General features: G+C 51.2%; 19 protein-coding genes. 7 read left to right on the top strand and 12 right to left on the bottom strand.

The window, feature by feature from the left end; genetic code table 11:
• Nucleotides 1-7: 7 nt before the first annotated feature.
• Nucleotides 8-1,027, top strand: coding sequence for an MDR family NADP-dependent oxidoreductase (locus tag EYC87_RS11620; protein ID WP_279253025.1), 1,020 nt, complete (start codon nt 8-10; stop codon nt 1,025-1,027).
• A 38-nt stretch (nt 1,028-1,065) separates the two neighbouring features.
• Here the strand turns inward: EYC87_RS11620 and EYC87_RS11615 are convergent, their stop codons facing one another.
• The 5 genes from EYC87_RS11615 to EYC87_RS11595 form a co-directional block, all read right to left on the bottom strand.
• Nucleotides 1,066-2,940 (bottom strand): DUF3604 domain-containing protein, encoded by a 1,875-nt coding sequence (locus EYC87_RS11615; protein WP_279253024.1) that lies wholly within the window; start codon nt 2,938-2,940, stop codon nt 1,066-1,068.
• 97 nt (nt 2,941-3,037) lie between these two features.
• Entirely contained in the window at nt 3,038-4,336 is a 1,299-nt protein-coding gene (locus EYC87_RS11610) for a spinster family MFS transporter (RefSeq protein WP_279253023.1), read from the bottom strand.
• Nucleotides 4,337-4,479: 143 nt separating this feature from the next.
• Nucleotides 4,480-4,959, bottom strand: a complete 480-nt coding sequence (locus tag EYC87_RS11605; protein ID WP_279253022.1) for a hypothetical protein — start codon at nt 4,957-4,959, stop codon at nt 4,480-4,482.
• Between the two features lie 189 nt (nt 4,960-5,148).
• On the bottom strand, nt 5,149-5,712 hold the full coding sequence (locus EYC87_RS11600) for a pyridoxamine 5'-phosphate oxidase family protein (protein ID WP_279253021.1): 564 nt from the start codon (nt 5,710-5,712) through the stop codon (nt 5,149-5,151).
• 124 nt (nt 5,713-5,836) lie between these two features.
• A complete protein-coding gene (locus tag EYC87_RS11595) occupies nt 5,837-7,381 on the bottom strand; it encodes an acetyl-CoA acetyltransferase (protein WP_279253020.1) in 1,545 nt (514 codons plus the stop codon).
• A gap of 229 nt (nt 7,382-7,610) precedes the next feature.
• On the opposite strand from EYC87_RS11595, the gene EYC87_RS11590 reads away from it, so the two are divergent.
• Genes EYC87_RS11590 through EYC87_RS11580 form a run of 3 tightly spaced genes read left to right on the top strand, consistent with a single transcriptional unit; the run spans nt 7,611 to nt 10,784 of the window.
• Nucleotides 7,611-8,399: an enoyl-CoA hydratase/isomerase family protein gene (locus tag EYC87_RS11590; protein ID WP_007228850.1), complete on the top strand. Its 789-nt coding sequence runs from the start codon at nt 7,611-7,613 to the stop codon at nt 8,397-8,399.
• A 46-nt stretch (nt 8,400-8,445) separates the two neighbouring features.
• The gene (locus EYC87_RS11585; RefSeq protein ID WP_279253019.1) at nt 8,446-10,071 is read left to right on the top strand and encodes a class I adenylate-forming enzyme family protein; all 1,626 of its coding nucleotides are present in this window, start codon (nt 8,446-8,448) and stop codon (nt 10,069-10,071) included.
• Between the two features lie 29 nt (nt 10,072-10,100).
• Complete coding sequence (locus tag EYC87_RS11580; RefSeq protein WP_279253018.1) at nt 10,101-10,784, top strand: glutathione S-transferase family protein; 684 nt, start codon at nt 10,101-10,103, stop codon at nt 10,782-10,784.
• Nucleotides 10,785-10,826: 42 nt separating this feature from the next.
• Here EYC87_RS11580 and EYC87_RS11575 read toward each other — a convergent pair whose 3' ends face one another.
• From EYC87_RS11575 to EYC87_RS11555, 5 genes are all read right to left on the bottom strand, one after another.
• Entirely contained in the window at nt 10,827-12,086 is a 1,260-nt protein-coding gene (locus EYC87_RS11575) for a cytochrome P450 (protein ID WP_279253017.1), read from the bottom strand.
• Between the two features lie 38 nt (nt 12,087-12,124).
• Complete coding sequence (locus EYC87_RS11570) at nt 12,125-13,144, bottom strand: zinc-binding dehydrogenase (protein ID WP_007228772.1); 1,020 nt, start codon at nt 13,142-13,144, stop codon at nt 12,125-12,127.
• 239 nt (nt 13,145-13,383) lie between these two features.
• Nucleotides 13,384-14,391, bottom strand: coding sequence for an NADP-dependent oxidoreductase (locus EYC87_RS11565; protein ID WP_279253016.1), 1,008 nt, complete (start codon nt 14,389-14,391; stop codon nt 13,384-13,386).
• A gap of 3 nt (nt 14,392-14,394) precedes the next feature.
• Nucleotides 14,395-16,002: an AMP-binding protein gene (locus tag EYC87_RS11560; protein WP_279253015.1), complete on the bottom strand. Its 1,608-nt coding sequence runs from the start codon at nt 16,000-16,002 to the stop codon at nt 14,395-14,397.
• Nucleotides 15,999-17,387, bottom strand: coding sequence for an aromatic ring-hydroxylating oxygenase subunit alpha (locus EYC87_RS11555; protein ID WP_279253014.1), 1,389 nt, complete (start codon nt 17,385-17,387; stop codon nt 15,999-16,001). Before EYC87_RS11555 ends, EYC87_RS11560 begins: the two co-directional genes overlap by 4 nt.
• Nucleotides 17,388-17,710: 323 nt before the next feature.
• Between EYC87_RS11555 and EYC87_RS11550 the strand changes: the two genes are divergently transcribed.
• Nucleotides 17,711-18,148 carry a nuclear transport factor 2 family protein gene (locus EYC87_RS11550; protein ID WP_007228707.1) on the top strand — a complete coding sequence of 146 codons (438 nt, stop codon included), beginning with the start codon at nt 17,711-17,713 and terminating at the stop codon, nt 18,146-18,148.
• 58 nt (nt 18,149-18,206) lie between these two features.
• Here EYC87_RS11550 and EYC87_RS11545 read toward each other — a convergent pair whose 3' ends face one another.
• A complete protein-coding gene (locus EYC87_RS11545) occupies nt 18,207-19,232 on the bottom strand; it encodes an NADP-dependent oxidoreductase (protein WP_279253013.1) in 1,026 nt (341 codons plus the stop codon).
• A 172-nt stretch (nt 19,233-19,404) separates the two neighbouring features.
• Here EYC87_RS11545 and EYC87_RS11540 point away from each other — a divergent pair, with 172 nt between their 5' ends.
• A complete protein-coding gene (locus EYC87_RS11540) occupies nt 19,405-19,749 on the top strand; it encodes a putative quinol monooxygenase (protein WP_279253012.1) in 345 nt (114 codons plus the stop codon).
• 86 nt (nt 19,750-19,835) lie between these two features.
• Here the strand turns inward: EYC87_RS11540 and EYC87_RS11535 are convergent, their stop codons facing one another.
• Complete coding sequence (locus EYC87_RS11535) at nt 19,836-20,204, bottom strand: limonene-1,2-epoxide hydrolase family protein (RefSeq protein ID WP_279253011.1); 369 nt, start codon at nt 20,202-20,204, stop codon at nt 19,836-19,838.
• A 300-nt stretch (nt 20,205-20,504) separates the two neighbouring features.
• Here EYC87_RS11535 and EYC87_RS11530 point away from each other — a divergent pair, with 300 nt between their 5' ends.
• Entirely contained in the window at nt 20,505-21,197 is a 693-nt protein-coding gene (locus EYC87_RS11530; protein WP_279253010.1) for a TetR/AcrR family transcriptional regulator, read from the top strand.
• Nucleotides 21,198-21,202: the final 5 nt, after the last annotated feature.

Genomic DNA, 21,202 nt, shown 5'->3' with positions numbered 1-21,202 from the left:
AGAATATATGAAGAACACCCAGGTCGTATTGGCCCAAAGGCCTGAAGGGGCACCTAAAGCCAACGATTTTGCTGTTGTAGAGACGGAAACAGTGCCATTGGAAGACGGCCAGGCCCTGGTAAAAAATCTTTATATTTCGCTGGATGCAGGCTTTCGCAACTGGATGGATGAAGACTCCGGTGACGAGGTATTACCCGCCATGCCATTGGGTAAAGCGGTTATGGGTCTGATTTTAGGTGAAGTGATTGAATCCAGAAATTCCGGTATTGAAGTGGGATGCCTCTTAATGGCGCGTCTTGCTTGGGAGGAGTTTTCAGTGGTAAACGAGGGCGACTGGTGGGTCGAGGTCGACAACGAACATCAATTGCCCCTTAGCTATCATCTGGGAGTGCTGGGCGATACGGGTATGTCCGGGTATTTTGGCTTAGTCGACATTGGTCAACCTAAACCTGGCGACACCGTGGTTGTTTCTGCGGCCGGCGGAGCCGTTGGTTCTGTGGCCGGGCAAATTGCCAAGATCATGGGCGCTCGTGTCATTGGTCTGGCAGGTAGTGACGAGAAGTGTCAACGGTTGGTCAATGAGCTTGGTTACGATGTCGGCATTAACTATAAGGCTGACAATTTATCTGCTTTGATTGGACAACACTGTCCGAACGGGATTGACGTCTATTTTGACAATGTAGGTGGCTTATTGCTGGAGACCATTCTGGAGCATATTGCCCACGGTGCGCGTATTCCTTTCTGCGGCGCGGTGGCCGATTACACTGCGCAAAAAAGCGGGGGAGGCGGGCCGTCTAACTTGTTTCAGTTAGTAGCACAGTGCGTCACTCTGCAGGGTTTCATGACTCATTTTCAATTAGAGCGTTACCCCGAAGCGAGGTCGCAATTGGCGCAGTGGCTGGCTTCCGGCGAACTAAAGGCGCATGAGCATATGTACTGCGGCGTGGACCAGTGCGGTATTGCGTTCAGTGATATGTTCGCCGGGAAAAACTTCGGTAAGGCTGTAGTCAAAGTCGCTGCGTCTTAACCGACACCCACTGTGAACTCTTCAATACTCACATCAGCTCAGTCTGTGCCGCCTTTTGGGTCGTACCATATTGGCGAGCTGTAAACACGTTCCTGGGTGATCATTGGAATATTTTTCGGCGGGTCAAGACTAAAGTATTTGGCATCATAGGCTGTCCACCGCGGTGTCGGGATTTCTATGACTCTGACGTAATAAAGAGCATGTTGTAGAGGATCGAAATCGGGGTCTTGCCAAAACACACTAAAACTGACCTCTCCAACGCTGTTGCTATAGCTCGCCTGCTCTACGTCAACAGTGGAGGTGATTGGTGGCGCAAGACCTGTTTTGGCAATAACGCTGCGTCCATCAGAGAGTGCAACTTCATAAATATGCTCTTCTGGTTTACCGTTTTTGTTCAGCCAGGCCTTCACTACTTGGGCGCGATCAAGATTCGCTCCATCGGGGTCTTTGAATGCCTGGATCAAAAACTTTGGCGAGTCTCCCTCTGGCGCCGAAGACAAATGCCCACCCATAGGCACACCCTTGGTATAGCCAATGTCTGCTAGTTGGGGTGAGTTGATATCACTTTCTACAAACTCCCAACCGCCGAACACCCGCAGAGCGATCCTTGGGCCGGTGGTCGCATAAACCTCTTTACGTGCAAGCGAATCATAGAGCGCCGCGCGGGTGTTTTCCCTGGCCCAAACGCCAGCATAGCCTGAGGCAGCGAGTCTCCAGTTTTGCCAAAGGATATCTGCCATATCATTAGTTAATCGCTTGGGATTGGGCTCTGAGTCGAGAAATTTACCCCAAAAATTATTATCGTCCGCGGTAGACAAAGTCGTGTGCGAATCTGTGGAACCGATCATTCCAAATTGATAAGGGTTTACGCCCAGCTCATTGTCCAGTTGCAGCCCCAGCTTAAGGGCTGAACGCGCATACTCGTGTTTGAGCATCGAATTTTCTTTCGCTACTGTGCGCGCAATGTTGTCCTCGTCCCATGTTTCGAAGTCGGCGAATTCGTCGTCTGGCGATAGAAACGGATGGGCCTCCCCGTCACCTTTGACCTGCGTAACTTCGTAGATAGGCTCCCAGCGCGCACGACGCTCTGCATAGTCCGAATCAATAGGATTTCCGTTCAGGTCTTCCAGAGCAAACATAAGGCCATTGGACACATTGCCGTTGTGCGGGATCGACATCACTTTTCCGCCCGTCTTGGTTTCGTACCGCTGCATTGCGGCCCAAAGCTGTTCCGGATCCAGGCTATCGAGTGATGAATAGGGAGGCAGTTGAGTCGCTGTTTCAGCGTCGTCACGAAACAAAACCACACGATGAAGGTTGTTGCCCTGAACCATCGACGTCCATTCATAACCGACAAAGGCTGTGAACACACCGGGATCATTTTGACTCTCGGCAAACCCGGCTGCTTTTTTCCAAATAGTGGTGCGAAACTCCTCTGACAACTCTTGCTCATAGTCAGGATTGGACAGGCGAGCCAGCCACTGGTCGATGATGACGCCTATATCACCGCCTGATTTTTCCAGCAGGTCACTCCATTGCTGTCCTAGTTCTGTTTCCAGAATAACCGGGTCGCGGTTTATCAGCATGGGGAGTACACCGATAAACTCCGCGTGGTCAGCTACCAATATAAAATCCAGCGGCCTGCGCAACTGCACGCTCATACCATTATTGGCGGTAACCAGTTCACCCCTTGCAAATTTAATGGCATTTTCAGGATTAAGGCGAGTGTTGCCGAAGGCGAAAGAGTCGGGAGAATAATTACTGTGGACATGCAGGTCACCCCAATAGACATCCGTCTTATTGACCTCATTGATGGGCGTCGAATACTCCTGTGCCTGAGTAAATGACGCAGAAAAGACGAAAAAAAAGACAGTGAATGAAGTGATTTTTCTGAGTGTCGATACCCTTAACATTGTGAAGGTTTCCCGATTGGTAGTTGAGAAAAAAGTGCGTAAGTTCAAAACGACCTTAAACGTGATTCATGACAGCTGAATGAAGCCTATAACCGGCTTACGCGGCGCTAGTCCTTTGCTCAACGGCATTGCCTGTGCTTTCATCTAAATCTGGCCCAGAAAGCATTGCTTTGGAGGTCCAAAGATAGCACAGCGTGGCGATCAGGGCCGCTATACCGCAAACTGTCATCAGGGCGTAGTTCAGCGACTTTACACCATAGGAGGGAGCCAGCGCGTCACTTAATATTCCAATCAGTAAGGGGCCTAGGGCCAATCCGACCATGCTGTTGACCAGCAAGGCAAACGAGGTTCCCAACGCACGTTCACCAGAACCAACAGAAGATTGCAGCAATGACATGCTTGCGCCTTGAGGAATCATGAAAATGGCATAAGTAAGTGCAAAAAATCCGAGAAACTCCCAGAGGCTTTCGGCAGACAGACAAAACCAAAAGGTGCTTACAGAGCAAAGAACAGCAATTGCCGGTATCCAGGCTCTCCATCGTGAATCGAGCTTGACCATATAATCGGTTAAATAGCCTCCGATCAGTGGCCCCGGTATGCCGCCGCAGATATAGGTGATACCCAGATACAGGCCTACCTTCCCCAAAGAGACATCGAAATTTCGTAACATGATAGGTGCTAACCACATGGCCATCGCATAGCCGACCATAGTGAGCATCGCAAAAGAAATGCTAACGCGAACATAGACTTTGTTACGTGCCAAGGATTTCAGGGTGCGCTTTAAATCGGTGGCCTCCTTTGAGGCCTGATTGCCCGTATCATAGCGGCCACGGGGCGGTTCTTTGACAGTGAAGTACAGTAGTACCCCGAGCAAAACCCCGGGTACACCCAGGACGAAAAAAGTCATACGCCAACCGAGCCATTCGCCAAGCAGGCCGCCTACAATTAGCCCTCCACCAGTACCTAATACGGCACCAGTGAAATAGATGCCCATCGCTCGTGCGCGTTCGCTCGGCTTGAAATAGTCAGCCATTATCGAATAGCTTGGCGGGCTGCCACCAGCTTCTCCGATACCGACGCCCAACCGAGCGAGAAAAAGACTCACAAATCCGGTGGCTGCTCCGCACAAAGCAGTCATTCCGCTCCAAATAATTAAGGCGCCAGCTAAAATATTTTTTCGATTAGAGACATCGGCCCAGCGCGCTATAGGAATGCTCATCAGTGCATAAAATAATGCAAACGCCAACCCCGCCAGCAAGCCCAGCTGAGTATCTGTCATCGCAAATTCAGCTTTTATATCTTCCAGCAAGATCGACATTATCAGTCGATCCATGATGTTGACCATCGAGACTACGGTCAGGATAATGAGGACGTAATATCGATAATATTTACTCATTATTATTCCAGACTCACATCAATGGTTTAGGTAGCGCGGGTGCATTGCAATAAACCAGAACGCCGCTTAACGGTAACTGCGGCAGGCTTGTGCCGACGTTGTTTTTGAACTGACATAGCGAGTATTTTATGTCGGTGTCTGCTTTACATCAGCTCGCTGAGCAATGCGTCTAAATAGTCAGCACTTGCTTCTTCAATCAAGGCCATCTTTTCCAGGCTTGCCTTAGTGGCTGCATCGTTTTCGGCGGCAATCATAGCCCGCCAGGCTGCTGCGCCCTGGCGTTCCGCCTTCGCTTGAATTGTCATCTGTTCAATAGCTGTCAGGTTAGCGAAAACCTGATAATACGTCTCACGTGCTGGGACAATGGCACTGTCCATTGCGGCAATCTGTTCGGCTTCTGTCGCAGGGTAGATTTGTTCTGCACGATCGGCGATATCGTCTTCCCGTGCAGCACAGGTCAAAAGACCCTCTGCATGTTCAGGAACAGCTTTTGCCCACATTCTGTAGCGGTCCGCTGCAGTGCGTTCCAGCCGCGCGAGAAAAGCGGGAACCGCAGTTTCTGGGACTGCAGAAATGTACTGTGCGAGTAATTCCCCGAAGTTGGGTACTGCCACTGCCGACATATAAAGACCTACCGTATTTGAGTAAAATTAAAGTTTTCCGATTATAGGCGCGATTCGCTGCTGAGGGCGAGCAAATTGTCGGCCAGTTCGGATGAGGTTTGCACTGTCCATCCGTTTTGCAGCTCAGGCCAGGCAAGAACCTCAAACGATATGGCAATGGGGTATCGTAGAAGGATAGGGGGCAACAGCCTAGTCCTTGCTATTTTCATCTTCCGCGGCGAACTCAGCATAAGCCTGAGCCGTGCCCTGTGCCATTTTGTCGCCGTCAAAAGGTATCGACATTTCTGCAGTGAATTCCATCACTATACGCTCAGGGGTATCCAGAAACCGGATGAACATATCGGGGTCAATGCCCGAAGTGAACTCGTTACCCTCGTCCTGAGCACCTTTTACTGCCATACCTGCGGCGAGCAGCCCGTACATCCAGAGCTTGGTTTCTTTGTCATCGTGAATGACCGTGTGCCCTTTATAGGTGACTGTCTTACCGCCGCCCATGGGGGTGCCTTTGCTGGACACCACAATTGCCGAACGACCGTCACGGGCAATCGCTTTAATGCGAACACGCTCACGGGTAGCTGTCATCCAGATCTTACCATCCACCGGCACGTAGGCGGTGGTGACCCCCAGAGGGTGCCCGGCCTTGTTTGCCCAAATAAAGGTACATTCGCCGGCCGTTTTAAGCATTTCCTGCTCTCTGTCCGGGTCGAGTCTATAACGTTTTACGTCATCATAATTTACAGATTGCTCGGTCATAATTGTTCCCATTGCTCGTTAAAATTTAAAGTACACCTGTAAGCATTAAGAAAACTTGCAGGTGTTGCTGGGCTGTCTTTTGATATTCCCATAGAGGGACCTCTCATATTGTTCGCCCCGCAAATTACACGCTCTCAAAATTGGGTACGAATGTGTTTACCCCTTCAACCTTGTTTACTGTGCCTGACATTCCAAGCGCATCGGTTTGCATCAGTTTGCGCAGAGTTTCATCATCACCGGGCGTTTGCGCTACAAACCTTGTCCCGTCAGCGAGTCGACCAATGATCAGTCCGCGCTCGATGCCTTGTCTGCCATGGAGCACTGTATAAGTTTCTATACAGGCGTCGCCCTGTGGGTCTTCGGTGAACGGCGGGTGAGGCTGCTCCAGAATAGGCTGTTGGTAGTCAGCAGGGGCCTCCCGCTTCCAGGCTTTATCGACAGGCGTAGTCGAATAAATACCCAGTGCATGTTTGGTTATAAACCAGCCGTTGGCGTTGAGCAGTCCGAACGTTCCCGGATTGCTGCGCAATACACCCATCATATGAGCAATTGAGTGCATAACGTAGTTGTTACCGGCGCCGCCAAAGTAGGGCAATCCGCCAGTGACAGTCAGCCCCCGAGGGTCATCGTGGGCAATGCCCAGTTCATCACAAGCGATTTGTACGGCGGAAGGGAAACAGCTGTAAATATCAAAGTAGTCCATATCAGCGACTGTTTTGCCGGCCATGGCGAACGCCTTTTTACCCATGGTTCTCACGGCTGGTGACGAATGGTAATCAACACGTTCAGTAACATTCCAGATGTCGTTAGCATCTGCGCAGCCATGTAGGTAGACCATTTTATCTTCACTGACACCAAGCTCTCTGGCCTTGGCGACTGAAGTGAGAATCACCGCTGCGCCCTGATTCACCTGAATAATGGAGTTAAGATATTTGGTATACGGAAAGCCAACGTAGCGATTGAGTTCACTGGGAGTGGCAATCTCATCCGCACTGCGGGGAGTGGGAAACCAGGCCAGTGGGTTTTGCGTGGCCACACGGTTGAAGCGAAAGTAAAGCTCCCCCAATTTTTTACGATGCTCATCTAAACTCAACTCATATTTTCCACGCAGCGCATTTTCAAATAACGGATAGGTAATGGAGGGGGTCTGCATAGCAAAGCTGATTTCGTGCTCACTGGCTGCCGGGCGTTGATCGCCGATGATCTGTGGCGTGCCTCCTGGATCATCTGACCAGTCATCCAAAGGCAGTCCTTTTTTTAGTCGACCAATCATTGTGTTGAGTGCTTCAGCGCCAGTCAGTAATACGGTAGACACTTCATTTTGAGCAATCTTTTCCGAAAATTTATTCACCAGCATCTGCGGCGTATTACCCCCGGTGGCCGAATACAGCTGGATGGCGGGATCAATGCCCAGTAAATTACTGACGGTTTTAGGAATGTTGGTGTACATCCCTTTTGCTGGATTATTGGCCTCGGGACTATCCACGGTAATGCCGACTGCTACAATCGCGTCTACGCAATTGAGCAATGATGGGCCGGGACCGGCATCATCTGCCGCGAGCCGGGCTACCTCAGCCATTAACTCAACTGGAGTAGCGGCCTTATCTGGATCGCGCTTATCCGTTATTTGTCCCGCACCAATGAGCACCGGAATGTTTTTATCACTCACGAGTTGTATCCATCTGTCACTCAAGCAAGGGCGGGCGAGGTCCCCGCGTATTCTTGTCAAATATTACATGTTAGTGTAAAATTCAACAAGTGCCAAGCTTTGGAGGAACTTCATTGATGAGCAATAAATACGGCCAATATTCGCCTCCCGTCCAACTGGCACGTCTACAGCGAATTCTTCAGACGGCAGGTCTCCAGCTTGCACATTATCCCCGGAAGCCCCTCAAGTTATGAACCACTTTAGCGATATTCGCGTTGAGTACCTCGATCACGGGATAGCGAAAATTATTTTTGCCAGGGGCGATGTGAACAATACCTCGCGACCGGAAGGCCTGGCTGAAGTCTGCGAAGCTATGGATATCTTGAGCGCTGATGAGGCGGTTAGAGTAATCGTGCTCGCGGCGGATGGGGCACATTTTTCTGCGGGAGCCGATATCGCATTTCTGGAATCCCTCAGGCAAAAAACACCCGCACAAATCAAGGATCAGGTATATCAATATTTTCAGGGTGCTGCGCGACGTCTCTGGCATTGTCAGAAACCGACAATTGCACTGGTGCAGGGTGCTGCAGTTTCTGTTGGTTGTGAATTAGCACTCGCCTGCGATTTTCGAATAGCGGCAAGCGACGCCTCATTCATGGAGGTATGGATCAAGTTTGGAATTATGCCGCCTCTGGGCGGATTATTTCTGCTACCGCGAATCATTGGAATGGGGCGCGCAAAAGATATGTGCTTGCGCGGTATTCCGATGCCTGCAGACCAGGCACTGACTGCAGGGCTTGTCAGTGAAGTGGTAAAGCCCGAAGATTTGCAGCCTCGTGGACTGCAGGTGGCACTGGAACTTGCAGCTCTGCCACAGGCCGCATATGCGACAATCAAGGAGTCAATCCACCGCGGGTTGTCTAGTGATATGGAGGCTGAGTGGACTGCTAATTTACCGAATCAGGCGCTGCTATTATCCAGCGAAGATTTTGCAGAGGGTTTAAACGCAGCCAAACAAAAACGCGCCCCTCGCTTTTAACCTGGCTCGCCATGCTCAACATAAATCACGGATTGGAAGCTCAGTTATGACTATTCTAACAGCCCCGGAAACTATAGACCCGGTGGTATACCTGGAACAACCGTTCGGGCAATTTGCAGACCTCGTTAACGCGCATGCGCGCAATCAGCCAGATCGAATTGCGCTAGATGACGGCACCGAAAAGTTGAGCTGGTCTGAAGCTGTGCCTTTGATTAATCAAATAGCAGCACAGTTGCAGGTTGATGGTCTTGTTAAAGGTCAAGCCGTTTCCATCGTGGGCGCGACAAGCGTTCGCTATGCACTGGTTTATCTGGCTGCAATAGTCGCAGGCGGCTGTGCTGCGCCGCTGACGACGTCGGCAACACCGAAACAACTGGCTGCCATGATGGCCGACAGCGGTGCAGACCATTTGTTCGTCGACACCGTAAAGCTTCAGGAACTCAATCAAAGTGGGGTTGAACTCCCGCAGCTTAACCAAATAATGTTAAATGAGCCGGTTGAAGGTGTGCAGTTTTTGTTTGACTGGATGGCGAAGGATGGTGCTTTGCCCAAAGATTTGTGTGTTAGCCCTGAAGATCCCTTTAATATTATTTACTCCAGTGGAACAACGGGAACGCCCAAGGGTATTGTTCACAGCCGAAAAATGCGCTGGCACCAGATGGCCGTGGGAGAGGGCGCCCGTTATGGTAAGCCCGGGCAGGTTTCGTTGTTCTCCACTCCGCTATATTCAAACACCACTCTCAGTATTTTTATAAGCACAATTGCCTATGGCGGTACTGCAGTTCTGATGCCAAAGTTCGATTGCCAGCGTTGGCTGGAACTGGCGCAGGAACATCGAGCTACCCACACAATGCTTGTTCCTGTCCAGTATCAGCGCCTCATGGACTTTGATGGGTTCGATGACTATGACTTGAGCAGCTTTACGCACAAGTATTGCACTAGCGCCCCGTTCTCTGCTGAGCTGAAAGCTGAAGTGCTGGCGCGAATGCCCGGGGGTTTAATTGAAGCTTACTCCATGACGGAGGGGGGGGTGGTGTGCATACTGGTCGCCCACGCACATCCTGACAAACTGCATACGGTTGGCGTTCCCTGGGATGGCAGCGAAGTTATTACAGTCGATGAGGATCTTAATCAGTTACCTGCCGGTGAAATGGGCGAGTTGGTTGGCCGGTCCCGAACGATGATGACGGGCTATCAGAATCAGCCGCAGAAAACCGAAGAGTGCAGTTGGTATGATGCAAACGGTGGACGTTGGCAGCGTATGGGTGATATCGGTAGAGTGGATGACGAGGGGTTTGTAACCCTCATGGGTCGCTCAAAAGATATGATTATTTCTGGCGGATTTAATATTTACCCTCGAGACCTTGAAGAAGCATTGATGAAACAAACTGATGTAATCGATGCGGCTGTTGTTGGCGTGCCTTCGAAGGAGTGGGGCGAAACTCCGTTCGGCTTTGTTGTCGCGCGAAATGGGGTTGAGCTTGATCTTGATCAACTCAAGAGCAACACTAATGCTGATTTAGGTAAAACCCAACGACTCACGGCGCTTAGGCAGATCAAGGAATTGCCGCGCAGTCATATCGGTAAAATTTTGAAGACTGAGCTGCGCGATAGCGTTGTCCAGTCGCCGACAATAGTAGTGTCAGCGATGAATGCTGTCATTGTTGTTTAATGAACCGCAATTAGAAGAGATTTAAGACCATGATAACCCTGCACGGATTCGCATCCAGTAACTATTACAACATCGTCAAGTACGTGCTCCTTTACAAAAGCATTCCGTTTCAGGAGCGCCTTATTTATAGCGGCGGTGAGGATTGGCTTGCCATCAGCCCCGTTGGCAAAATACCTGCATTGACGACTGAGGACGGTCAGCATTTCTCTGAAACTACGGTTATCTGCGATTACCTGGAAGAAACCTATCCGGATGCGCCGCTGTATCCCGCGGATCCCGCAGCGAAGGCTGGAATCAGGCAAATCATGAAAGTCGCTGAACTTTATCTGGAACTGCCCAGTCGACGCCTTATCGCCTATGCATTTTCAGGTAAACCTGCCCCGCAAAAAGCGCTGGACGACGCGCGGCATGTCACGAATCGAGGACTGACTGCAATGAAGCGATTGTGTGCATTTTCGCCCTACATCGCTGGCGCAGACATGACCCTGGCTGATGTCTATGTGCATTATGTTAACTCGGTGGTCAACTCTATCGGATCGCGGCAATTAGACTGGGATATTCTGGCCGAGGTTCCGGGGATGCGAGAGTGGAACAGGGGCATGCGTGAATCCCAAATCGCGCGGACCATCGAGGCAGATAGGAAAGCTGACGAACCGGACTTTCACGCCTACATCCGCGACTTTTTAGCGAAGAATGCGGTGCCCGGTCGATAAAACTAATGATGCGGTCTGGCTTTATTTATCATCATTTCAATTTCAGGCACCGACAACAGTATAGCGAATAGGAATCTCTTCGAGTCCTCGTAATAGAATATTCGGCATGTACTCCAATTCACCGTCTGCGATTGCAAGTGAAAAGTTTTCGAATCGGTCAAACAACTCCTCCCAGGCGATAGTCATTTCCAGTTTCGATAAATGCTGCCCGATACAGACATGGTTGCCGAAGCCGAATGCTATGTGCCGTCGCAGGTTAGCCCGCTGTACGTCAAATTTCATCGGCTCTTCAAACATCGCGGGATCGTGATTCGAGGAGAAATATTTAAGCAGGACCGCGCTCCCCTCAGGAATCAATACACCGCCCAACTCGTAGTCAGACTTCGTAACGCGCCACATGTTTGATGTGGGCGACGCCAGGCGCAGCGACTCTTCAACCAGATTTGGAATCAGGCTGCGATCCGCACGGATCAATTGCTCCTGTTCCGGGTTGAGACAGAGTTGGCGCATGCCCTCGGCCAGGGTTGCTGTGGTGGTTTCATTGCCGGCAACCAAAAACTGGGTACAGAAAGACAGCTTCTCCTCGACAGTGAGTTCACGGCCCTCAACACGCAGGTTATTGATTTTGGTCAGTAGGTCATCGCGAGGGTTGTCAGTGCGCTCTGCCATGGCAGCGACAAACCAGTCATACTCATCTTTGAGCCCATGATGAGCTGCCAGTAGTTTGTCCTGGTCGGCCACCTGTGACAGTACGGTGACATTATCCAGTGTCCACTGGAAGGCTCGATCGAATTCCTCTAGTGGTATGCCCAGCACATTCATAATCACTGACAAGGGCAGGGGCCTGGTAAACTCTTGAATAAAGTCGCACTCATTCTTGGTCGCAAGCTTGTCAGCAAGGGTCCGCGCCAGATCCCTGATCCAGGGCTCGTGTTGGGCCATCACCGTCGCCGTGAAGAGCTCCTTCACCGCATCGCGAAACATCGTGTGTCCCGGTTCATCAAGCGTCAACAATGTGCCTTTGCCAAGGTCGTAGGTGTTCTGGGTGGCCTCACGAATTTTTGGATCAAGTTTATCAGTGGACCCTAAAGCCAGGGTGAACTCGTTGGAAAACACATTTTTTGCGCGGTGGGCTTCACGCACCAACTCATAGGTTGATACCGCAAATACTCCTGAGTCAGGATCCTGATAGACGGGTGCGGCCTCGCGCAAGCTGCGATCATAGTGATACGGGCATTTTAAGTTCTCTGTATCGAACAATTTCATTCCATCCAGCGATTGGCTCTGCTCCAGGTTTTCCATGTGATCTCCTCTCGATAATCCGTGCTATTTATTGGCCGTCAGTCAAAGCGGGTCAGCACTTTGCACTGGTGGCTGGGGTTTCGTAATGCCTCGAAGGCCGCTGGCATATCATCCAGGCTAACAACATCGGTAACCATTGCACTTGGATCTATCCTGCCCTGCGCGAGCATCGCGATTACAGTCTCAAAGTCGTCCCGCGTGTAGGCTATCGCAAACTGCATGCTCAATTCCTTGACCAGAGCCAGGAACGGCATAAAGTTATCCTGTTGTTCGCAAACGCCGACGGGAATAACTTGCCCCCTGCGTGGTGCAAGTTCAATACACTGCTGGATCAAGCCGGGTGCGCCAACGCACTCAAAAATGATATCAGGGGCAGCGCCACTGGTGTCTGCGAACTGCTCACCCAGGGTTTCTCCCGGCATCAGCGTTCCAGTAGCACCGAGGCGACTGGCAAGCGCAATGCGCGTGGGCGCCATCTCAGAGACCAGGACATCGCGCGCGCCCATAAACCGGGCCCACAGCGCGACGGCCAACCCTACTGGGCCGCCTCCTATAATGAGCACTCGGCTTCCCGCTGCCAGTCGCGACACTCGCACGGCGTGCAGGCCTACCGCCAAAGGCTCAATAAGTGCCGCTGTTTCCATGCTCAGTTGATCGGGTAACTTCAGGGTCTCAGCATCACCGGTCTTAACGTACTCGGCAAACCCGCCCGGCACTTCCAAACCGGTTAGCTTCACCTGGAGGCATTCAAACGGTCGGCCTCGAGCGCACAATTCACAGTGCCCGCAGGCTACGAATGGAAGGGAGGCCACGCGGTCTCCAATTTGCCACTTGCTCTTCAGAGCGCTGCCAGTTTCAACCACTTCTCCGCAAAATTCATGGCCCAAAACGGAGTCGCAAGGCACTGTAGCGGCGCCTTCGCGAGTGGAGTGCAGATCGGTGCCGCAGATTCCGCAGTAGCCCACTTTGACGACCAGTTCGTTGGCCTCCGGCGTTGGGTCAGCAATCGTCTCAACCACCATGGGCTTTCCGACTTCTTTAAACACTGCTGCTCTCATGGCTTTACCTTTCGAAGAGACTGACTTGTTATTACTGTTTTCGCATCAGTGGCGCTGGCTAAAGCGCTGGCTTTGATGCTATTTCTTCAGACTTCCACTGTATATGATGAGCAGTGGACCCCTGGGTCGAACCGCGCACTGATAAAATAATCACCTTGGCGGAGTACACCAGATTGGTGGTGATTGTGAAAGTGAGCACCGTAACCCAATAAAAAAATACAGTCAATACTGTTTGTTTTTTACGAAACGTGAACCAGCAGCTTGCCAATATTGTCACCACTGAAGAGACTCATCAGCGCATTGGGCATGCGCTCAAAACCCTCAAGAATGGTTTCACGGTGTTTAAGTCGCCCGGAATGGAGGTGTTCCTGAAGCACTGCGGTAGCTTCAGGAAACCGCTTGGCGAAATCGCTAACAATGAACCCCTCCATACGGGAGCGACGATAAACCAGGTTGAAGTAGTTTTTAGGCCCCGGAATTGCTCCCGTTAAATTGTAGCGGGATATGCCGCCACAAATAACCACTCGCGCATTGTCGGACAGGTTATTGAGAGCAATGTCCAGTATTTCACCGCCCACATTATCGTAATAGATGTTGACCCCTTGCGGACAGGTTTCCCGCACGCGAGCTGCAACATCTTCGGACTTGTAGTTGATGGCGTCATCAAAACCCAGATCCTGTGTCAGCCACTGACACTTTTCATCACTACCGGCAATGCCGACCACTCGACAGCCTTCAATCAGGGCTAGCTGACCGGCTATCGAACCGGTGGCGCCGGCAGCACCGGACACCAGCACAGTATCGCCCGCTCTTGGCTTTCCAATTTCCAGCATGCCAAAGTAGGCTGTCAGGCCGGTAATGCCCAGAACCCCCATTGCCGCCGGGGTGTCGATGTCATTGGGTAAAACATTTACCGGTAAAGATTTACCATCCGTTACCACATATTCCTGCCAACCCAGGCTTCCTCCTATGATAGTCCCGGTTGGCAATCGATCATTGCGAGATTCAATAATACGGCCGGTACCATAGCCGCGCATAACATCACCAATTTCCAGTGGTGACACATAGTCGGCACGATTTTCCATCCAGCCCTTCATGGCTGGCTCCAGGGCAAGGTACAAGGTTTGAATGAGAACCTCGCCGTTTGCTATGGCTGGTATCTCAGCATCGACCATGCGGAAGTCGCTTTGCTTTAAGTCACCCTTAGGGTGCGCATTGAGTAAGATTTGGCGGTTTGCTGTAGTCACTTTTCAATTCTCTTTCAGTTGCTTTCGCAGGATGTCTTTCTTCACTTTGCCACTTGGAGTGCGGGGCAGGTCGTCGACTTTAATAATGCGCTCCGGGAATTTTTGGCGAGCCATGCCAATATCGTTTGCATAACTGGCAACTTCTGCTGTTGATAATGAGTCGTCGTCAGAATTCATGATCAGGAAGGCGCAGACGCCTTCTCCAAGTCGTTCGTGAGGTATCGCTACCACAGCCGACTCTTTGATAAGCGGGTGACTATCGAGACAATCTTCAATTTCCTTCGCGCTGAGATTTTCACCACCGCGGATGATAATGTCCTTTTTCCGATCAGTAATCAGGATTGCACCTTCAGGCGTTCGTCGCCCAATATCGCCGGTCAAGAAAAATCCATCGTTGGTGTGCGCGTCGGCGTTTTGCTCTTCATCCGCATACCCCAGAAACATGCCTGGGCCGCGAGCCGCAATTTCTCCGTCTACGCCATCAGGAGTATCAGCGCCATTGTCATCGAGTATGCGCACCTCGTATCCATAGGGTTGGCCATCTGTGGTCGCTGCCAATTGTGCATCTTCGCGCCAGCCCAGAGTGATAATTGGCGCTTCAGTACTGCCATATACTCTGGTTGTTCGGCAGTTTTTGAGCACTTCATAGGCTCTCAGAATCAGATTTGGAGGCACCGCAGCGCCTCCGCAGGAAAACTGCCGCATACTGGGTAGACACTCACCCCGTTGCTCCGCCGCATCCAGTAATTCCCTAAGGAACGGCGTGGCACCTACCGACATAGTACCGTTAACACGCTTGATAAGGTCGATACAGCGATTGGCGTCCCAGCGTTCCATCAATGCTGTTCGACCGCGGCCAATAAACGGAAAGTTAATGCCGCTGGCGTAGCCAGTGATGTGAGTAATGGGCGAGGGCATTATCATCACATCATCCGCGCTGACTCCGGCGTGCTCGGCTGAATTATCCATGATGCGGGTGAGGGTGTTGTGAGAATGTAAAACTGCCTTGGGGAAACCGGTTGTGCCCGAAGTGTAAAGGCGACACTTCACTGAATCAGGGTCTACCGGGGGCAGCGATGTTTCGTCGGCCGGATCTCGCTGCAGCAGTGTTTCTAATGCCAGCACATCAGGACTATCTGAGTCACCGCGCACCGTAATTAGGTATTCCAGGTCAGGTAGCTGCGGGCGCAGCGACAGCAACATTTCCAGATAGTTGATACTGCGAAACGACTGCGGAATAAACATCAAGCGAGTTTTAGCATCAGCGAGAATGAACCTTAGCTCAGCATCGCGATAAATAGGCACGATCGGGTTTACCACCAGTCCCAGGGCAGCAGCGGCAATGTCGATGACCGCACCCTCGCGCCAGTTGGGAATCTGGAAACTGACGACATCGCCGTTGCCCAGACCCAGCTCGAGCAATGCAGAAATTAGACGACGCGCTTCATCCGCAATTGAGCCATAGGTTGCATCTGGCTCTGACTCAAGAAAAAAAGCAACGTCATTGGGCCGGGTTCGCGCTTTCTCAAACGCCTCAACCGCGACCGTAGTATTCCTCCAGCTGTGACTGTCCCGCTTGTGACGCGCGGCGGTTAATGCCGCGGTGCTCAAGCGTTAAGATACTTGTCTAGGGTCTTGTGAAAATGTCGTATCCGCACTTCTTGGTAGTTGGCAAGGGTGATAGTGCCTTTTCCGGACGCCTTCATACCACGCTGAACCTGGGGTAGGTTGGCACCATCCTGGTCAAAGATGTTGGCCAGACCCTCGCCCATGACATCGACTGCTTTTGCAAAAGGTTCGTTTGCACCCAGTCGCACAGTGGCGGCATCTGCTGGCCTTTCAGTACCTTCAGGGAATGGGTTGAGCAAGAAAATATCCATGATGCAACTTTCGTGATCATCACCGTTTGGTCGGTGGCGATAGGTAAGTGCAGTATGGTATCCGGCCCAGGGAGCGAAATTTGGAAACAGCAGGTACAAAATAGAATCCATCACTTCCGCTTCCGTGGCGAAGGACTTCAGATCGACGCCGTTCATTTCACTGTAGGCCTCGTAATTTAGTTCTGCAAAGCGATGACGAGCAGAAAACCTTCCTTCAACAACATTATCTTTTTCCGGCTCCCCCTCCACGCCCAGCATACTGTCAAGTGAGTCTTGTTCAGAATATTGGTCTTCGTGACTGGGATTGATAGTGGCGTAGGTTGTTATGGTGCGGCTGACATTATCACCCCAAACGTCGTACTGTGAGTTGTCAATTCCCTGGTATGGCATTAGCTGTGGGTGGGTATGGATCGCATGATAGGATTCTATAAAGGCTTCTACTGCCGCCTTCCAATTGCAATTGATGACTTTCTCTACGTGCATGGCAACATAGCGCCGCTCTGCGGGCCAGCGCTGAAAATGTTCAGGCAGTATCCCCATGTATTCCTCAAGCGGCATACAATCCTGGTCAAAATTGACGAACACCCAACCCCCCCAGGTCTCGACTCGCAGGCCTGGCAGAGAAAAGTTCTCCTCTTTGACATGCGCGAAGTCCCACTCACAGGGCATGCCGCGAAATTCACCACTCAATTCCCAGGTAAAGCCATGATATGGGCAACGCAGTTCCTTGGCGTTCTTGCCCTGTCCTCGCTTTAAAGCCCTGCCGCGGTGCAAACAGCTGTTAATGTGTGCTTTGAGTTCTCCGGCCTCAGTGCGCGTGATGAGCACTGATTGATTAACGATGTCATAAACGAAATAGTCGCCTGGCTTGCTGACTTGTGATTCCCGGCACGCCATCTGCCAGGTTTTGCTCCACAATTTTTCAACTTCCAGTTCGTGGAATGCTCGTGAGGTCCATCGTTCTATGTCCAGATCTTCAGATCCCAGGTAAGTTGCCGTATCCGATCGCAGTGCTTCGGGTACCTCGTTAGTTTCCTGGTCCAGCAAGTCCTGGTAGGAGTAGGCAGGACTGCGCGCAGCAATTTCTTCTTCGGTCAGATTTATTTTATTGCTCATTTGGGTTCCTCCATGGGAGTGGGGCGCTGCATGAGCGCTCTGATGTTGTTACCGCGCTGATACCAGTGTGCTCGAACGCTGATTTAGACGAATAGAAGGTAGGTCCATCGATAGCTACTGGGGCTCTCGCTGCGCGCCTGAAGGGGTGCATGCTGAGTTCTGTAAATACTGTACGCATCGATATGTTTCCCACTGCGACTAATGAACACAAGAGTGAAGCTTAAATATTAGCAGACTACACTTTCCTAAAACAGTACGGATTGTTTCTTTTCTATTGCACGCAGAGTAAGCTGGACACATTTGGGTAGATTGGGAGCAAAACATTGAGTGATTATGCAAATCTGGCAGACAATCTGGCGATACGTGAACTGGCCGCTAACTACATCGACGCAGTAAACCGCACTGATGGCGCAGCATGGAAGGCAACCTGGAGCCACGATGGTACGTGGATCCTGATGGGGCAAGAGGTCTCTGGACGCGAGGAACTTTTTGGCTTTTGGCAGACTGCCATGGCCAGCTTCAAATTCGCGTTCATGGTGCTCAACTCAGGAACTATTGATATTAGCGGTGATACCGCAACCGGGCGCTGGTATGTCACCGAGCACCTGTTGGGGCAGGATGGCAACGGCCTGCATATCGAAGGTGTATATGACGATCAGTATGTTCGCGAAGATGGACGCTGGGTATTTGCAAGACGCGATTACCACGTAATCTACCGGGGATCTGAAGACCTGAGCGGCGATTACACACCGTATTCCTGACCTAACGCGTTACAGTGGCTACGTCTGGCTCCGCAGAACACCGTTGTCTCTATCGCAGTCAGTCGTCCATGTCACCAATGTTGATAATCAGTTTGCCGGTATTCCGCCCGTCAAACAGCATGTGAAAAGCGTCCAGTGCATTTTCCAATCCGGATACCACATGCTCACGGTGATGCAATTTCCCTTCGAGCAGCCATTGAGCCATTGCCGCGATGCCCTCGGGAAAACGCGGTATATAGTTTAAAACCAGAAAACCCTCCATCCGAGCGCTTTTGGCCAGCAGTTGCCACAGATTTTTTGGACCCGGGCGCTGTTCGGCATCATTATAGGTAGCTATCCAGCCACAAAAAGGAATGCGTGCACCGTGTGCAAGATTAAGCAGTACAGAGTCCAGCATGTCACCACCCACGTTTTCCCAGTAAATATCAACACCATCCGGACATTTTTCTGCAATTGCGGCGGTCAGGTCCCCACAGGTCTTATAGTCAATGACCTCGTCAAAACCGCACTCGTCCAGTAGCCAGCTGCATTTTTGTGAGCCCCCGGCGATACCCACAACACGGCAGCCGATAATTTTGGCGATCTGGCCCACGAGAGAGCCCACTGCACCTGCAGCCCCACTGACTAATAGCGTCTCTCCTGCTTGAGGTTTGCCAATGTCGAGCAACCCGAAGTAGGCCGTCAATCCGGTGGAGCCAAGAATACTCAAGAAATTGGTCAACGGTAGACCCATCGTGTCTTCGATTTTACTGGCAGCCTCTGCGGCACAAAGGCTGTAGTCCTCCCAGCCATTCATGCCCAGGGCAATATCGCCGATGGCGAACTCAGGGCTATTGGACGCGACAACACGTCCGATCGTGGTTGCCCACACGCAACTGCCAACAGGGATCGGTTCGATGTAATTAGGGGCGTCACTCATCCAGCCGCGAATGGCGGGGTCCAGTGACATATATAAATTGCGAATAACAATTTCTCCCACTCCGGGTTCGGGTATCGGTAGCTCACGCAGGATGACATCGTCGGTAGTCGGCAAGCCACTGGGGCGTTGGGCCAGGTAAAACTGGCGATTGACAGCTTGGGTCACTTGTTCTCTCCTAAATTGCGCGTTCTCAAACTTCAGAAAGTCATCGAGCGGGCGCTCAGTTGCTTCACTGGCAGAGAAACATACCGTCTGTTTAGGGTGCAATCAACCTTGTTTGTTTTCTTAACAAGCGTTTGCTAGTGTTCCGACACCATTAACAACGCGTGGATACACTATGACGGTAATTATCAATGGATGGGTAGAGTTCAGCCCTGAAAATGCTGGTAAGGCGGTGCAGACTGCGGCTCAATTAATGGCTGAAACCCGCAGCCAGGCCGGTTGCAGGGAGTACGTTTGGAGCCTCGACCCTACTATTCCAGGCCGTGTGTACGTTTATGAAAATTGGGAATCCAGTGAGGATCTCAATGCACACCTGGCCGGTCGTTACTACGCTGATATGCTGGGTCTTCTCGGCCAGTACGAGATGCTCGCAACCGACATTCTAAAGTATCGCATTGACCACGCCGAACCTGTGTACGACCCTAACGGAGTGCCCAGAGGAGACTTTTTCACCGGCTGATGCTTCAGTCGTCTGCGCAAGGTGCCCCAGCAAGTTTGGGGAACAGCGTAATACCTGTGCCGCTAGCGCGCTCCAATCGCAGAGTGCTAGTGCGCCATTTGTGAAGTGAATGTCGCCAGGTCAAAGTAGTCTCGCCAGGCGGTGATTTGCCCATTTACGATTTCGAAGGTGCCCATAACCGGCATCGACACTGCTTTGCCGCCAACAAGATAAAAGTTATCGACGCGTTCAGTGAGTACCTTGTTGCCGTTTTCCGCAATTGCGAGCAATTGCCAGTCTACGGCATCAAGGTCCATGCCAGTGGTGATGAATTCTGTCACTGCGGCCTTTCCTCTTAACGGTTCCATGGGAATATTGTGATAGAGCACGTCCTCGCTGAACACCGAGACGACAGCATCCCAATCCATTCGATTCCAAGCTGCGATAAAGTCCAGCACGATCTGCGTATTACTCATGTCAATGTCCATAGTCAGCGTTCATTGTGTTTGTGTTCCATCCGATTACAAAATTTTCTAGCTGGTTACAACCTGCAAGCGACTGATATTACCGCCGTTGAGCCTGCGCTTGAATGCTGCGAGTTATCCTCCAAGGCATAAACGGCTGATCAATATTCGCGGGTAGTTTGGCAGTGCACTTGCGGATTATCGCCGATAGCGGCCCCCGATACCTCTGGAAAAATATCCTAATGGCCTGGGTTGCTTAATTTTACATAGTGGTGTAGTTTTTACTTATGGCTCACTAACCGAACAAAAATAATGGCGGTAAAGCGCGGTCCATATGCCTCTGATTTGCAGCGCCAAAGGCGCAGTCAAATCCTGCTTAACACTCGAGAACTACTTGAATCAGAGGGTATCGAGGGTATTAGTATGGCTCGCATTGCTAAAATGAGCAGCGTCAGCACTAAAACTCTCTACAATATTTTCGTTAATCGGGAGGGTTTGCTCTTACAAGCAGCCGCCAACCGACTTGATGAGCTGGTAGCGAGTGCCTCAATTCAGTTAGCAACACCCGGAATTCCCAGGTTACTGGCCATAACAGAGCTCGCTATGATGCCGTTTAGGGATAACCCAGACTTTATGAAGACCGTGGTCGCAATCGTTATTGCTGCGAACGAAAACACCCCCGGTGCGGGCGAGAGAGTGGGCAGGGTGCAAATGCTGGCCTATGACGCGCTGGTGGTTGCTAGAGAAAACGACGAACTTAAATCTGGGGTCGATCTGCAGGAATTGTCATTGATTATTGCTGCCAACCAATGGGGGGTGGCCTTAATGTGGCAGCAAAATATGATTTCACTGGAGCAACTGATCAGACAAACCAACCTTAATCATGTGATCACGCTGATACCCTTTTGCATTGGCGGCCGCAAACAGTGGCTTGAAAAGCGCATGGAGATGTTACACCCCGCGATAACACCTGTATCAAACCAGCCGATTCGGCTTTTGTCCTAACAACT

Source organism: Candidatus Seongchinamella marina, assembly GCF_026262685.1.
GTDB lineage: Bacteria > Pseudomonadota > Gammaproteobacteria > Pseudomonadales > Halieaceae > Halioglobus > Halioglobus marinus.
The sequence above is the reverse complement of the archived record's forward strand: the minus strand, read 5'-3'. Positions and strand labels throughout refer to the sequence as shown.

Bases quoted from the DNA above. Each gene is read 5' to 3' on its own strand.
- EYC87_RS11585 (WP_279253019.1), top strand. From the start codon at position 8,446: ATGACTATTCTAACAGCCCCGGAAACTATAGACCCGGTGGTATACCTG.
- EYC87_RS11535 (WP_279253011.1), bottom strand. From the start codon at position 20,204: ATGAGTAATACGCAGATCGTGCTGGACTTTATCGCAGCTTGGAATCGA.
- EYC87_RS11605 (WP_279253022.1), bottom strand. From the start codon at position 4,959: ATGTCGGCAGTGGCAGTACCCAACTTCGGGGAATTACTCGCACAGTAC.
- EYC87_RS11530 (WP_279253010.1), top strand. From the start codon at position 20,505: ATGGCGGTAAAGCGCGGTCCATATGCCTCTGATTTGCAGCGCCAAAGG.
- EYC87_RS11555 (WP_279253014.1), bottom strand. From the start codon at position 17,387: ATGAGCAATAAAATAAATCTGACCGAAGAAGAAATTGCTGCGCGCAGT.
- EYC87_RS11580 (WP_279253018.1), top strand. From the start codon at position 10,101: ATGATAACCCTGCACGGATTCGCATCCAGTAACTATTACAACATCGTC.
- EYC87_RS11610 (WP_279253023.1), bottom strand. From the start codon at position 4,336: ATGAGTAAATATTATCGATATTACGTCCTCATTATCCTGACCGTAGTC.
- EYC87_RS11570 (WP_007228772.1), bottom strand. From the start codon at position 13,144: ATGAGAGCAGCAGTGTTTAAAGAAGTCGGAAAGCCCATGGTGGTTGAG.
- EYC87_RS11600 (WP_279253021.1), bottom strand. From the start codon at position 5,712: ATGACCGAGCAATCTGTAAATTATGATGACGTAAAACGTTATAGACTC.
- EYC87_RS11615 (WP_279253024.1), bottom strand. From the start codon at position 2,940: ATGTTAAGGGTATCGACACTCAGAAAAATCACTTCATTCACTGTCTTT.
- EYC87_RS11575 (WP_279253017.1), bottom strand. From the start codon at position 12,086: ATGGAAAACCTGGAGCAGAGCCAATCGCTGGATGGAATGAAATTGTTC.
- EYC87_RS11590 (WP_007228850.1), top strand. From the start codon at position 7,611: ATGAACCACTTTAGCGATATTCGCGTTGAGTACCTCGATCACGGGATA.
- EYC87_RS11540 (WP_279253012.1), top strand. From the start codon at position 19,405: ATGACGGTAATTATCAATGGATGGGTAGAGTTCAGCCCTGAAAATGCT.
- EYC87_RS11620 (WP_279253025.1), top strand. From the start codon at position 8: ATGAAGAACACCCAGGTCGTATTGGCCCAAAGGCCTGAAGGGGCACCT.